The 14147-nt window shown below is 69.2% G+C and carries 12 protein-coding genes; 6 read left to right on the top strand and 6 right to left on the bottom strand.

Going from position 1 to position 14147, the window contains the following annotated elements; all coding sequences use genetic code 11:
• The first annotated feature begins 87 nt into the window (after positions 1-87).
• Genes pstC through pstB form a run of 3 tightly spaced genes read left to right on the top strand, consistent with a single transcriptional unit; the run spans position 88 to position 2963 of the window.
• On the top strand, positions 88-1086 hold the full coding sequence (pstC, locus tag HUT18_RS19020; RefSeq protein ID WP_176101815.1) for a phosphate ABC transporter permease subunit PstC: 999 nt from the start codon (positions 88-90) through the stop codon (positions 1084-1086).
• The gene (gene pstA / locus HUT18_RS19015) at positions 1083-2150 is read left to right on the top strand and encodes a phosphate ABC transporter permease PstA (protein ID WP_176101814.1); all 1068 of its coding nucleotides are present in this window, start codon (positions 1083-1085) and stop codon (positions 2148-2150) included. Before pstC ends, pstA begins: the two co-directional genes overlap by 4 nt.
• A gap of 36 nt (positions 2151-2186) precedes the next feature.
• Complete coding sequence (pstB, locus tag HUT18_RS19010; RefSeq protein ID WP_176101813.1) at positions 2187-2963, top strand: phosphate ABC transporter ATP-binding protein PstB; 777 nt, start codon at positions 2187-2189, stop codon at positions 2961-2963.
• Positions 2964-3304: 341 nt separating this feature from the next.
• Here the strand turns inward: pstB and HUT18_RS19005 are convergent, their stop codons facing one another.
• A complete protein-coding gene (locus tag HUT18_RS19005; RefSeq protein ID WP_176101812.1) occupies positions 3305-4303 on the bottom strand; it encodes an inorganic phosphate transporter in 999 nt (332 codons plus the stop codon).
• Positions 4304-4309: 6 nt separating this feature from the next.
• Entirely contained in the window at positions 4310-4930 is a 621-nt protein-coding gene (locus HUT18_RS19000; protein ID WP_176101811.1) for a DUF47 domain-containing protein, read from the bottom strand.
• A 205-nt stretch (positions 4931-5135) separates the two neighbouring features.
• On the opposite strand from HUT18_RS19000, the gene HUT18_RS18995 reads away from it, so the two are divergent.
• A complete protein-coding gene (locus HUT18_RS18995; RefSeq protein ID WP_176101810.1) occupies positions 5136-5525 on the top strand; it encodes a metal-sensitive transcriptional regulator in 390 nt (129 codons plus the stop codon).
• A gap of 689 nt (positions 5526-6214) precedes the next feature.
• Here the strand turns inward: HUT18_RS18995 and HUT18_RS18990 are convergent.
• Entirely contained in the window at positions 6215-6424 is a 210-nt protein-coding gene (locus HUT18_RS18990) for a hypothetical protein (protein ID WP_176104639.1), read from the bottom strand.
• Between the two features lie 465 nt (positions 6425-6889).
• Positions 6890-7726, bottom strand: coding sequence for a hypothetical protein (locus tag HUT18_RS18985; RefSeq protein WP_176104638.1), 837 nt, complete (start codon positions 7724-7726; stop codon positions 6890-6892).
• Between the two features lie 848 nt (positions 7727-8574).
• Between HUT18_RS18985 and HUT18_RS18980 the strand changes: the two genes are divergently transcribed.
• Together HUT18_RS18980 and HUT18_RS18975 are read left to right on the top strand one after the other, a co-directional pair.
• Entirely contained in the window at positions 8575-9666 is a 1092-nt protein-coding gene (locus HUT18_RS18980) for a S1 family peptidase (protein WP_254878693.1), read from the top strand.
• Positions 9667-10122: 456 nt separating this feature from the next.
• Complete coding sequence (locus HUT18_RS18975; RefSeq protein ID WP_176101808.1) at positions 10123-11706, top strand: FAD-binding oxidoreductase; 1584 nt, start codon at positions 10123-10125, stop codon at positions 11704-11706.
• A 190-nt stretch (positions 11707-11896) separates the two neighbouring features.
• On the opposite strand, the gene HUT18_RS18970 is transcribed toward HUT18_RS18975, so the two are convergent.
• Both HUT18_RS18970 and HUT18_RS18965 read right to left on the bottom strand, forming a co-directional pair.
• Positions 11897-12628 carry a phosphatase PAP2 family protein gene (locus tag HUT18_RS18970; RefSeq protein ID WP_176101807.1) on the bottom strand — a complete coding sequence of 244 codons (732 nt, stop codon included), beginning with the start codon at positions 12626-12628 and terminating at the stop codon, positions 11897-11899.
• A gap of 271 nt (positions 12629-12899) precedes the next feature.
• On the bottom strand, positions 12900-13907 hold the full coding sequence (locus tag HUT18_RS18965) for a bifunctional lytic transglycosylase/C40 family peptidase (protein ID WP_176101806.1): 1008 nt from the start codon (positions 13905-13907) through the stop codon (positions 12900-12902).
• Positions 13908-14147 lie beyond the last annotated feature (240 nt).

The following is a 14147-nucleotide window of genomic DNA, read 5'->3' as shown; positions in this document are numbered from 1 at the left end:
TTACCGGTGGCCCGCCCGCGCCGTCCGGTGCACCGCCGCCTGAAGCCGCCGCCCGACGGGGCACGACTTCGCAGACCGGAGAATTCCATGGATATATCCACGAAAACCGATACCCCCCCGCCGCCCCCCGTGCCACTGGCAGCGCCGACCAAGAAGTCCTCGTCGGTCCGCCCCGGCGACCGGATCTTCCTCGCGCTCTCGCGCGGATCCGGCATCCTCCTGCTGCTGATCATGGCCGCGATCGCGGGCTTCCTCGCCTATCGCGCCTCCCTGGTCCTCAGCAAGAACGAGGGCAACTTCTTCACGACCTTCGAGTGGAACGCCACCGCCAGCCCGCCGGACTTCGGTATCGCGGTCCTGGTGTTCGGCACGGTCGTCTCCTCGATCATCGCCCTGGCCCTCGCCGTGCCGGTGGCGATCGGCATCGCCCTGTTCCTCACCCACTACGCGCCGCGCAAGCTGAGCGGTCCGATCGGCTACGTGATCGACCTGCTCGCCGCGGTGCCCTCCATCGTCTACGGCCTGTGGGGCTTCATCGTCCTGGTGCCGAACCTGAACGGCCTGTTCGGCTGGCTCGACAAGTACCTCGGCTGGACGGCCATCTTCGCCTGGGACGAGAAGGCGCCCAACGCCCTGTTCACGGTCGGCATCCTGCTCGCGATCATGATCCTGCCGATCGTGACCAACGTGAGCCGTGAGGTCTTCCGCCAGGTCCCGCAGGCGCACGAGGAGGCCGCACTGGCCCTCGGCGCCACGCGCTGGGAGGTCATCCGGATGTCGGTGCTGCCCTTCGGCCGCTCCGGCATCATCTCCGCCGCCATGCTGGGCCTCGGCCGCGCCCTCGGCGAGACGATGGCCGTCGCCACCGTGCTCTCCCCCGAGTTCGTGATCAACGCGAGCCTGCTCGACCCGGGCGGCGGCACCTTCGCCCAGAACATCGCCGCCAAGTTCAACGAGGCCAACGAGCAGGGCCGGGACGCCCTCATCGCCTCGGGTCTGGTGCTGTTCGTCATCACACTGCTGGTCAACGGTGCGGCCCGAGCCATCATCGCCCGCCGCAAGGAGTACTCGGGGGCCAACGCATGAGCCACACCACGCTCACTCACTCGCCGCGGCCCAAGACGCTCAAGACCGCGCGTCTGCCGCGTGGCTCCGCCTGGGGCATCGCCGCCGTCTCGGCCGCGCTGGGCGCCGGCATCGGCATGGTCGGCGGCCTCGACAGCAAGGTCCAGTGGGGCCTGATCGCGGCCCTGCTCTTCGTGATCATCACCTACGTCGCGGCGTCCGCCGTCGAAGGCAAGCGCCAGGCCAAGGACCGGGTCGTCACCAGCATCGTCTGGGTCACCTTCCTGCTCGCCGTCATCCCGCTCGGCTCGATCCTCTACGAGACGGTCAAGCGCGGCGTGAAGGTCTTCGACGTCTACTTCCTGAGCCACTCCATGGGCGTGGTCGCCGACACCGAGCCCGGCGGCGGCATCTACCACGCGATCATCGGCACCCTGGAACAGGTGGGCCTGGCCACCCTGATGTCCGTCCCGATCGGTCTGCTGGTCGCCATCTACCTGGTGGAGTACGGGCGCGGCGCGCTCGCCAAGGCCGTGACCTTCTTCGTGGACGTCATGACCGGCGTCCCCTCGATCGTCGCCGGTCTGTTCATCCTCACCCTGTGGAACCTGGCCCTGGGCTTCGGCTACTCCGGCTTCGCCGGCTCGCTGGCCCTGTCGATCCTGATGATCCCCGTGATCGTGCGCTCCACCGAGGAGATGCTCAAGCTCGTACCGAACGAGCTGCGCGAGGCCTCCCTCGCGCTCGGCGTCCCGAAGTGGCGCACCATCCTCAAGGTGGTCCTGCCGACCTCGCTCGGCGGCATCACCACGGGTGTGATGCTCGCGGTCGCCCGTATCACCGGCGAGACCGCTCCGGTGCTGCTCCTGGTGTGGGGCAACCCGATCATCAACAACAACCCGTTCGAGGGCGAGCAGGCATCGCTGCCGCTGTACATCTACCAGCAGTTCCAGAACAGCGCCGGCTCCGGTGCCGCGTACGACCGCGCATGGGCCGCCTCGCTCGCCCTGATCGCGATCGTCATGATCCTCAACCTGGTGGCCCGCGGCATCGCCCGCTGGAAGGCCCCGAAGTCCGGTCGCTGACGCGGCCTCAGTGACCCGAAAGAAGCAGTGATTTCCATGGCCAAGCGCATCGACGTCTCCGGACTGACTGCCTACTACGGTTCCCACAAGGCCATCGAGGACATCTCGATGACCGTCGAGCCCCGCTCCGTGACCGCCTTCATCGGCCCCTCCGGCTGCGGCAAGTCGACCTTCCTGCGCACCCTCAACCGCATGCACGAGGTCACCCCCGGTGGCCGCGTGGAGGGCAAGGTGCTCCTGGACGACGAGAACCTGTACGCCTCCAACATCGACCCCGTCGCCGTACGCCGTACGGTCGGCATGGTCTTCCAGCGCCCCAACCCGTTCCCGACCATGTCGATCTACGACAACGTCGCGGCGGGCCTCAGGCTCAACGGTTCGTTCCGCAAGAGCGAGCTGAACGAGATCGTGGAGCGCTCCCTCAAGGGCGCGAACCTCTGGAACGAGGTCAAGGACCGCCTGAACAAGCCGGGTTCGGGCCTGTCCGGCGGTCAGCAGCAGCGCCTGTGCATCGCCCGCGCGATCGCGGTCGAGCCCGACGTGCTGCTGATGGACGAGCCCTGCTCCGCGCTCGACCCGATCTCCACCCTCGCCATCGAGGACCTGATCGGGGAGCTCAAGGAACGCTTCACCATCGTCATCGTGACGCACAACATGCAGCAGGCCGCCCGCGTCTCGGACCGCACCGCGTTCTTCAACCTGTCCGCGGTGGGCCAGCCCGGCAAGCTCATCGAGATCGACGAGACCGAGCGGATCTTCTCCAACCCGTCCGTCCAAGCGACCGAGGACTACATCTCGGGCCGCTTCGGCTAGACGGCCTTCGCCGTCCCGCGAGTACGGGGGGCGGGACGGCGACCCAGGCCCTCGCGACGCTGCATGGCGGTGCCGTCGCGAGGTTGAGAGGACCCGCCTCCTGGCTCCCGGGGGGTGGGTCCTCTTCTGTTTCTGTTCGGCGGGTGCGGCTCGTGTGCTGTTCGGCGGGTGCGGCTGGTGTTCTGGTCGGCGGGTGCGGCTCGTGTGCTGTTCGGCGGGTGCGGCTCGCGCGTGGCGCACGAACGTTTCTGCGGTGGAGGGGATCCGTAGCGCCCGGCCGGAAGGGGTGTCGGGAGAGGTCAGTCGGAAGAGGGGCCGGGAAAGGTGCCGGAAGGGGCGGGTCAGCCGAAGGCGAGATAGACGACGCCGTAGCTGGCGGCGGCGACCAGGGCCGCGGCGGGCATGGTGATGAACCAGCCGAGGACGATGTTCTTCGCGACGCCCCAGCGCACGGCGTTGACCCGCTTGGTCGCGCCGGCACCCATGATCGCCGAGGTGATGACGTGGGTGGTGGAGATGGGCGCGTGGAAGAGGTACGCCGAACCGAACATGATCGAGGCGCCGGTGGTCTCCGCGGCGAAGCCCTGCGGCGGGTCGAGCTCGATGATCTTCCGGCCGAGGGTACGCATGATGCGCCAGCCGCCCGCGTACGTACCCAGTGACAGCATCACCGCGCACACGACCTTGACCCAGACCGGAATCGGGTCGCTGAAGTCCTCGACGTCGGCGATCACCAGGGCCATCACCACGATGCCCATCGTCTTCTGCGCGTCCTGCAGACCGTGACCGAGCGCCATGCCCGCCGCCGAGACGGTCTGCGCGATACGGAAACCGCGCTTGGCCTTGTGCGGGTTGGAGCTGCGGAAGATCCACAGGATCGCGCACATGACCAGGTAGCCGACGAGCAGACCCACGAGCGGCGAGACGAACATCGGGATGACGATCTTCTCGAAGACCCCGGTCCAGATCACGTCGATGCCGCCCGCGAGCGCCGCCCCGACCATGCCGCCGAACAGCGCGTGGGACGAGGAGGAGGGCAGGCCGAAGTACCAGGTGATCAGGTTCCAGATGATGGCGCCGACCAGCGCGGCGAAGAGGATGCCCATCCCCCGGTCGCCCTTCGGGGTCTCGATGATCCCCTCACTGACGGTCCTGGCGACGCCGGAGCCGAGAAAGGCACCGGCCAGGTTCATGACCGCGGCCATCGCGAGCGCGGCCCGCGGCGTCAGGGCGCGCGTGGACACGGAGGTGGCGATGGCGTTCGCCGAGTCGTGGAACCCGTTGGTATACGTGAAGAAGAGCGCGACCCCGATGGTCACGACAAGCGCGAAGGTGTCCACGAGGCCTCAGGATTCCTTGACCGCAATGGTCTCCACCGTGTTGGCCACGTGCTCGAAGGCGTCGGCCGCCTCCTCCAGCACGTCCACGATCTGCTTCAGCTTGAGCACCTCGATCGCGTCGTACTTGCCGTTGAAGAGGTGGGCGAGCAGCTTGCGATGGATCTGGTCGGCCTGGTTCTCCAGCCGGTTGACCTCGATCCAGTACTCGGTGAGGTTGTCCATGGTGCGCAGGTTCGGCATCGCCTCGGCGGTGAGGTCCGCCGCCCTGGAGAGCACCTCGATCTGCTGTTCGACACCCTTGGGCAGTTCGTCGATCTGGTAGAGGACGACAAGGTCGACGGCCTCTTCCATGAAGTCCATGATGTCGTCGAGGCTGGAGGCCAGCGCGTAGATGTCCTCGCGGTCGAAGGGCGTGATGAAGGAGGAGTTCAGCTGGTGGAAGATCGCGTGCGTCGCGTCGTCCCCGGCGTGCTCCGCTGCCCTCATGCGCTCGGCGATCTCGGCCTTTGCCGAGGCGTCTGCCCCGAGCAGTTCCATGAGGAGACGCGAGCCCGTGACGATGTTGTCGGCAGAGGCCGCAAACATGTCGTAAAAGCTCGTCTCCCTGGGGGTCAGACGAAAGCGCACTGGGGGTCCTCGGGGTGCTCAGGTTTCGGTCAGGCTGATGCTAGGCGCATCATCCGGCCACTGCTAACCGGCGTTCCACCAGTGTCGCCCATCGGGCACAGTGCTCAGTACTGGGTTCGGCCAAGGGGTGTTTACCCAGCGAAAACCCGTACCATATACCCACCAGGGGTATCAGAAAACATGGATTTAGCAGTGGGAGGACGCAATGACGAGCAGCGAGTCCGGAGCGGCGAGCGGCGAGGCGACCTCCGTGCGGGGTGAGGGGACTCACCCCACCGCCGGCGCCGCGGTCGTCACCGACCACGACCGCGGTGTGCACGGCTACCACAAACAGAAGGACGAGCACCTCAAACGCCTGCGCCGGATCGAGGGCCAGATCCGCGGCCTCCAGCGCATGGTGGACGAGGACATCTACTGCATCGACATACTCACCCAGGTGTCCGCCTCCACCAAGGCCCTCCAGTCCTTCGCCCTCCAACTACTGGAGGAGCACCTGCGGCACTGCGTCGCCGACGCCGCCCTCAAGGGCCCCGGCGAAATCGACGCCAAGGTCGAGGAGGCCACCAAGGCCATCGGCCGCCTCCTCCGCACCTGACCCCCACCGACACCGGACACCCCCGGCAACGGTTCACCCCCCACGGGTCCGATCCGGGGCCACCTCCGGCATGCCATCGCACAGGGTCCGACCTGCACTTCGTGCACACGGGGCACCCGTTTCACGGTCACAGGTGGGGCATATGCACGGTGGCTTGATCTCGCTGCTTTTGTCCACATGGCGAGTCACGGGGGAAGTTTTTCCACAGGCGATCTTCAGCCAGGGGGGAAATGCGGGAAGGTGGTGGGGTGGTTGCGGGGGCGGCACGGTGGGGTGGGGCTGGGGGCGAGGCTGGCTGGCTGGCTGGCTGCTGAGGCTGGCGGGGGACGGGGGCGAGCTTGGTAGGTGGGGGCGGTGGGCGTGGGGTGGGGGAGGCGGGGGGCGGGGGCGGGGGCCCCAGATGTAGCTTTCGGCGCCGTTCGGTGACTCAAGCAGGCGCTCTCTTCGAGTTCGCCGCGGCAGGCATGGCAAGCAGGGCAGAGCAGAGCGGGGCAGAGCAGAGCAGGGCAGAGCAGGGCAGAGCAGGGCAGAGCGGGGCAGAGCAGGCGATCCTGACCGAGAGGCCGCGCCAAACGTTCGTTCCGCAAGGACCGGGTTACGCAAAGTCCGAAGCCGTGGCCCGACGACACAGAACAAGCGGAACAAGCAGAACAAGCGGACTCGGTGCCCGCCGAGCCCGGCTTCCGCGACTAGCTCGGTCCCGTGCCCCGATGACGGTGACGACGACGTTCCTCGGGCAGTCGACGGTGTCGCTCGTCGTGCACACGAAGGATCTCGTCGATCCGATCGGCGCTGAGGCGTTCGGCCCGAGTCGCCGAGGCGGCGATCATGAGGTCGCCACAGAGCTCGATCTCGGCAAGGGCCACATGGTCGTGAACGGCCGTGCCCCGCGTTCCCACCACGACGTCCACCTCCGTCCTCGGCCGGAAACCTCTCCCGGGCACTGTGCTGCGCACCGGCACCGGCTTCCCAGAGTAGGGAGGGGCGCACAGACGGCGCATGGCCCCAACGGACCATTTACGAATCCCGGCCGCATCCCGACCGGGCCCTCCCCTTGTTACGCAGGGATCTTCCTCCACGGTTCGAACCGTTCGGTGACGCAGTCCACAAATCCATCAGCCGCCGAAATCCCCCGGCTTACGGAACCGTGCCCCAATGGGCTCGCGCACGCGCACCGGCGTGCTACACACCAGCCGTGCCGTGCCCCCTGTCACGCGGGGCCTGCGCCCACCGCCCCTCAGGTCGCGGAGGCTACGCAGCCCGGCTCACCGGCGCACGGGCACCAATCCCGCAGCGCACGAACCACAGGCCCCGGCGCATGAGCCCACCAGCCCCCGTCGCACGAACGCGGCGGCCCTCAGCCGCTACTCCGCGATCTTGCCCCAGTAAATGTCCTCCGACCGAGGCAGCCGCACCTCGGCGGGAGCCCCGAAGTCGTAGAGGTACGTGGTCGAGGCGACCGCCACGGGGCGTTCCCGGCCCGCGTCGTAAGCGAACTGATGACGCATCCGGCGCACCCTTCCGTCCTCGTCCAGATAGACGTCGAAGGGCACCCGCTCACTGCTGAACCCTTTCGCCGCGGCGAGGAACGGCGCCCGGTCGCGCGCCGGAAGGGCGAGCGCCGCCCGGCGGAGCTCGGCCGTGCCTCGGTAGTGACGTACGACGGCCCCGTCGACCTCACTGCGGCCCAGGTATCTGACGTCCCGTGCCCCACCGAGGAGTTGGGCGGCGGCGAGCGGATCGGTCGCACCGCCGGTGACCAGGTTTCCGTCCGCCATGGACGCCGTCTCGATGCGTACCCACTTGTCGGCGGGCACGCCGGCGCCGCGGTTCTTCATGTACAGAGCTCCGGGGGCGAGCAGCTCGGTGATCGGGCGGTGCGGCACCTCACCGGCAGGGTCCTGCGGGAGCAGCACTCGCAGCCGCCCGCGCCCACGGCGGAAGTCGTACACACCTTCGCCGTTGATCGTGACCCGGGTGCCGCCAGTCGCCATCTCCATCGAGGTGCGTGCCTTGGCGCTCCCCGCGCGGGCCAGCACCGCCGCCGCGCGCTGCACGGCCTGCGTCGGATCGTTGGCTCCGCGGCCGTCGACGGTCGTACCGTCGCCGCCACCACCGCAGCCGCTCGTCGCCATCAGCCCCGCCGCCGCGCACAGCGCGACCGCGGCACTCCCCGTGTGCGTCTGCCGCCGCCTCACCATCGCCGCCATTCCCCGTTGTCCCGAGCCGTTTGTCCCTGCTCTCGTCGCTCCGGTTAACGACGAGTAGGGGGCCCTCGTCACGCGCCTGGCGTTCACCCGGGACGGGTACGTTGGAGGGGTGGCGCACCAGCAGGATGACCAAGCCGGAACCGACACGACGGAACATCGCACCGCAACCGTGGAAAACGGTCGCTTCTGTGCGGCCATGTGCACCTGCGGCTGGCGCGGCCCCGCCAGACGGGCCCGCAGCAAGGCACGCTCGGACGCCGATGCCCACTGCTCCGCGGTGATCTAGGACGCCTCGTCACGGCACTCGGGACACAGGGCACGGGGCGCGGGTCCACGGGTCACGGGTCACGGGTCACGGGTCACAACAACCCTCCTGTCGAAGCTCTCTCGGGCGCCCGTTCCCCAGCCGCTCTCCCTCGGCCATTCGGCCCAGCCACGGTTGCCCGGCCATGGGCGTGCCCTCGCACGTCCGCGCCCAGCCGCACGCTGTCCCGCCCACACCATGGCGTCACGCCTCGGCGCGCTCTCCCTTCCCTCGCCCTATGACACGGCGACAACACCTGTGTGCGGCGCCCCAGTTGCGACCCACCCGATATGCGGCAAATGTCGATTCGGGAGGCAGTAGGTAGGGAGCACCCTCCGGACAGAGCACGGTGCGCGAGGTGCCGGAGTGACCGGTGGCGGGCCGTGCAGCGCAGAGTGCGCCCCGCGCGCCCGTGGGCACTCGTCCTGCCGCCTGCCCCTGCCGGGTCGACCGGCCCGGCTCCACCCCCCACCGGAGGTTCGAGTTGAAGCACGCCCGTAGGCACCGTACGCATCGCCTGAATCCCCCGAATTCCGTGAGCCGTGCGAACCGTGAGCTCCGCGAGTCCCGTCGCAGCTCGCTGCGGCGTCTCTCCCTCGTCGGCGCGAGCGCGGCCGCGGTGCTCAGCGCCACCGTCGCCCTGCCCCACGCGCACGCGGCCCCGGCCCCCGATCCGTTGACGGCCGCCGCTGCCGGACAACTGGCCGCCGACATCAGCGCCCGGCTCGGCCCGTCCGCGGCCGGTGCCTACTACGACCCGGCCAACCAGCGCCTCGTCGTGAACGTCCTGAACGAGACCGCCGCCGCCCAGGTCCGTGCCGCGGGCGCCGAGTCCCGCATCGTGCAGCACTCGCTGGCCTCGCTGGACGCGGCCCGCGCCGCCCTCAAGGCGAAGGCCGGTCTGCCCGGTACCGCCTGGGCGATGAACCCGAAGACCAATCAGGTCCAGGTCACCGTGGACAGCACGGTCCGCGGTGAGCAGCTCAAGCGGCTCAACTCCGTGGTCGCCTCGCTGGGCAGCCGCGCCGCGGTCACCCGCACCCCCGGCGAGTTCCGTCCACTGATCGCCGGGGGCGACGCCATCTGGGGCGAGCAGGGCCGCTGCTCGCTCGGCTTCAACGTCACCAAGGGCGGCAAGCCGTACTTCCTGACCGCCGGGCACTGCACCAAGCCGATCCCCACCTGGTCGGACAAGCAGGGCGGCGAGGAGGTCGCCACCTCCGAGAACGCCAGCTTCCCCGGTGACGACTACGGCCTCGCCCGGTACACGGCAGAGGTCGCGCACCCCAGCGAGGTGAACCTCTACAACGGCAGCCGGCAGGCGATCACCAAGGCCGGCGACGCGACCGTCGGACAGCTCGTCCGCCGCAGCGGCAGCACCACCCGACTGCACGGTGGTTCGGTGACCGCGGTCAACGCCACCGTCAACTACCGGGAGGGCAGGGTCGAGGGCCTCATCCAGACCAATGTCTGCGCCGAGCCCGGCGACAGCGGCGGAGCCCTGTTCGAGGGCGACACCGCGCTCGGCCTGACCTCCGGCGGCAACGGCGACTGCATGCGCGGCGGCACCACCTTCTTCCAGCCGGTAACCGAGGCACTGCAGAAGACGGGCACTCAGATCGGCTGACCCCGGCCGCCCCAGCACATCGAACGGCGTCGGCTTTCCCCACTCGCACCTCCGTACGGAGGTGCATCGCACCCTCGTACGGTGCGCAGGGGAAGGCCGACGCCGTTCGTGTGCCTCGCCCCGTCGACCTGTCCGCCGCCCGTCGCCGTACCGCCTCATCGCACTTCGCCTCCGTCACCATGGAACCCGCTCCTCGGGGATGCCGTCTCGTACTGCGGGAAGTCTCAACCGGAACCGGCAGGCGTAGCCAGAGGACCAGTGGTCCCACGGAGCGCCAGTCCCAGGGACCGGAGATCCCGGGATCGAGGGTCTGGGGATGGAGGATCCGGGGATGGAGGATCCGGGGATCGGCGATCCCAGGATCAGCGGACCCACGGTGCCGTGGACTCACGGGCCCGTGAACGGGCAGACAGACACAAGCGGGTGGGGGAACACCCGCCGGGCGGAGGCGGCGAAATGGAGCGGCGGAGTTTCATCGGGGCGGGGGCCGCCGTGCTCGCGGCCGGTGCGGCAACGGCATGTGACGCGGGGTCCGGCGCGGACGCGCGCACCGCGACAAGCACGGCCAGCGGCACGGGTGATGCCAAGGCCAGCCGCAACGCCCGTTCGTCAGCCGCCGTGCACGCCTCGGCACCGGCGGCCGACTGGCGCGCCCTCGCCAAGGACCTGGACGGACCGCTGGTGCGCCCCGGCGACCGTAATTGGGCGACGGCACGCCAGCTCTACAACACCAAGTTCGACTCCTTGAAGCCGACCGCGGTCGCCTATGTCGCCCACACCGACGACATAAGGACCACACTCGCCTACGCGCGCGCCCACCGGATCCCGGTCGCCATCCGCAACGGCGGGCACTCGTACGCCGGTTACTCCTCGGGCAACGGCCGCCTGATCCTCGACGTCTCCAAGCTCGCCACGGTCCGTACGAGCGGCAAGGAGGCCGTGGTCGGCGCGGGCGCCAAACTCATCGATGTCTACCGGGGGCTGTCCAAGCACGGCGTGACGATCCCGGCGGGCTCCTGCCCGACCGTCGGCGTCAGCGGGCTCACCCTCGGCGGCGGCCACGGCGTAGCCTCCCGTGCGTACGGACTGACCTGCGACAACCTCACCCGGGCCACCCTGGTCACGGCCGACGGCAAGCAGATCACGGCGAGCAAGGACGAGAACAAGGACCTGTTCTGGGCGCTGCGTGGCGCGGGGAACGGCAACTTCGGCGTGGTGACGGAGCTTCACTTCCGTACCCACCCCGCGCCCGAGGGCGTGAGCGCGTACATGAGCTGGCCCTACTCCCGTGCCGCCGCCGTGGTGAAGGCCTGGCAGCAGTGGGGGCCGGACCAGCCGGACGAGATCTGGTCCTCGCTGCATCTCGACAACGCCGCGGGCGGCACTCCCACCGTCTCCGTCGCCGCGTTCTCGCTGGGCTCGTACAGCGATCTGCAGAACGCCGTCGACCGCCTCGCCGACCGTGTCGGCGCACCGGCGCGCAGCGTCTCGTTGAAGCGGCGCGCGTACCAGGCGGCGATGGACGTGTACGCGGGTTGCTCCGACTACACCGACGCGATGTGCCATCTGCCGGGCGAGACCCCGGGCCGCACCAAGGCGGGCGCCCTGGGCCGCGAGACGTACAGCGCGCGTTCCGACTTCTTCGACCGTTCCCTGTCGGCCGCGGGAATCCGGGCGTTGCTCGACCGCATCGAGTCGGTGCGCGGCGGCAGCGGCGCCTTTACGCTGACCGCGCTCGGCGGTGCCATCAACCGGGTCGACCCCGCAGCCACGGCGTTCGTGCACCGCCGCTCGCGCATGCTCGCCCAGTACATAGGAGCGTGGAAACCGGGCGCCTCCGGCCGAACGGTCGAGTCCTGGCTGAACAGCACGCACACCACGATGAGCCGCTACGCCACCGGTCGCGCCTACCAGAACTACACCGACACCACCCTGCGCGACTGGCGCAAGGCCTACTACGGCTCGGCCGGCAGCCGTCTGGCCGAGGTGAAGAAGCAGTACGACCCCAACCGCTTCTTCTCGTTCGGGCAGTCCCTGTGACGGTCTCGCGCGCGCAGGGGCTGTGACGCACCGGCCCCTGCGAAGGCTGGAACTTTCGTTCCGCGGGGGGCCGCGGTTCTCGCCCTCCCTGCGGGCGCGGTTGGTCTCCGGTTCGTACGGGTGCTGTCGCTCTCTCGTCCGTGCGGGCGCTGCCGCCGAGGTCCCCGGCGGGCCGTGGGCCGGAGCCGAGCTACGCCGCCAGGTCCCGCTCTGTCGAGCCCCCGCCGGAACGCATCTCCGGGCGTGGCTCCGGCAGTTCGAGCCGCCCGCCGTCGTCGGCGCCCGCCGCGGCCGGTGCGCTGACCAGCCGTCCGAGGCGCGGCGACCGGGCGGCCCGTTTCATCAGCGGAGTGAGCAGGGCCGAGGCGGCCGGGGCGAACAGCAGGGCCACGGCGGTGCCGAGGGCGAAGCCGCCGACGACGTCCGAGGGATAGCTGACCCCCAGGTAGACCCGGGACGCCCCCTCGAGCAGGGCGATCCCGATGGCGGCCAGCCCGAAGCCGCGATGAGCGACGAACAGGGCGGCACCCACGGCCATGGCGAGCGTGGCGTGGTCACTGACGAAGGAGAACCCGGAGGTGCCGTCGGCCAGGACGTCGACCTCCGTGTGGTCCACGAACGGACGCTGCCGCTCCACGAAGTCCTTTATCGGCAGGTTGACCAGCAGCGCGAGCGAGGCGGCGAGGGGCGCCCACAGCAGCGCCGCCATCGAGGCCGCCGCTCCGCCGCGCTCGGCGGGCTGTCTGCGCAGCATCCACCAGCAGGCGGCAAGCAGCGGAACGAGGAGGAGCAACAGCCCCCGGTCACCCGCGAATTCGACGAACCTGTCGAACCAGTTCGGCGTGGAACGGCTCAGATGGTTCACGTCGACGAGCAGGCTGACGTCGGGATTGGACCCGGAGGCCTCGATAGCGGCGTTCACGCGGCGGCTCCCGTCACCTCGTACCGGCACACACCCGTGCGCCGGACTTCCAGCCCCCCGCGGTCTTCAGTGCACACAGCAAAGGAACGCACACACCGTGTCCATACGTTCCAACATCCGCCCCAGCATCATGCAGCCGTTATCGAAGAGAAACACGTCTTCCCAGCTCAGCACCGGGTGCCTGACGCAGGGTTTCAGCCAAGTCACCCATGTCGGCCGTGACGCAGTGTCACCGAAACCCGCATCCCGCCGTCCGTTTTGCTCCTCGCGATCAGGCGTTCGCCGGTTTTGTCGGCAGCGCCTTCGCGCCATCCTGGGTCACTCGCGTCGCCCCGAAATAATCCGGGGTGTCGATGGGATCGAATCGGATCACGGCACCGGCCCGGGGCGCGTCGATCATGTACCCACCGCCCACATAGATCCCGACATGCCGGATCTTGCGCGAGTTGGTCAGATCGTCCGAGAAGAACACCAGATCACCGGGGAGCAGTTCGTCCCGCCGGGGATGCGGCCCGGCGTTGTACTGATCATTGGCCACCCGGGGCAGCTCGATCCCCACACTCTCGTACGAGGCCTTCGTCAGCCCTGAACAGTCGAAGCGCCCGCCTTGCTCGGCGGTTCCGTTTCCGCCCCACAGGTACTCGGTCCCGAGTTTCTTCTGCGCGAAGTAGATGGCACCGGCGGCCTGCTGGGACGGCTCGACGCGGTCGATGGGCCGCGCGAAGCTCTTCTCCAGGGTCGTGATGATCCGTACGTAGTTCTGCGTCTCCTTGTACGGCGGCACCCCGTCGTACTTGATGACGGCGTAGGCGCCCGCGTTGTACGCGGCGAGCATGTTGTGCGTCTGGTTCCCTGGCTCCTTGCGCACGTACTTGGCGAGCTCGCAGTCGTACGTGGCCGCCGAGGGGATGGCGTCGGCGGGATCCCAGATGTCCTTGTCACCGTCCCCGTCCCCGTCGACCCCGTGGGCGGCCCAGGTGGTGGGGATGAACTGCGCTATGCCGCGCGCGTCGGCCGGGCTCTTCGCCTGCGGGTTGAAACCGCTCTCCTGGTAGAGCTGTGCGGCCAGCAGCGCCGGATTCAGCGCCGGGCAGAGATTGCCCCACTTCTGCACGATCGGCTGGTACTGACCGGGCACGGCGCCCTTCGCGAGGCCGACGGTGCCACCGCCCGTACCCGCCGACATGTTCCCGGCGACCACGAAGGTCCCGATCAACAACAGCGCGACGAACGAGCACAACGACCCGGCGAGTCCGCCGACGATCCAGACCTTGCGCACCGGGGCCACTCCTCAACCGGCCGGACGACAGCTCTTATTTGACCACGGCCGCGGCACGCGCCGGCAGGGGACGCGGACAGACGCAGGGCTCCGAGCCATCAACGACGGGCCAGAAGTAGCCATGTGAGCGCACGTCAGGCTCGCACCCAGACACTGGGGCCGGAGTCTCCTCCTTCACCTGCCGCCTCTTCGCTCCCGGCCGCCCCACTCCCAGCCCCTCAGCCCGTCGGAGCCCCTCAC

The organism is Streptomyces sp. NA04227, assembly GCF_013364195.1.
GTDB lineage: Bacteria > Actinomycetota > Actinomycetes > Streptomycetales > Streptomycetaceae > Streptomyces.
The sequence above is the reverse complement of the archived record's forward strand: the minus strand, read 5'-3'. Positions and strand labels throughout refer to the sequence as shown.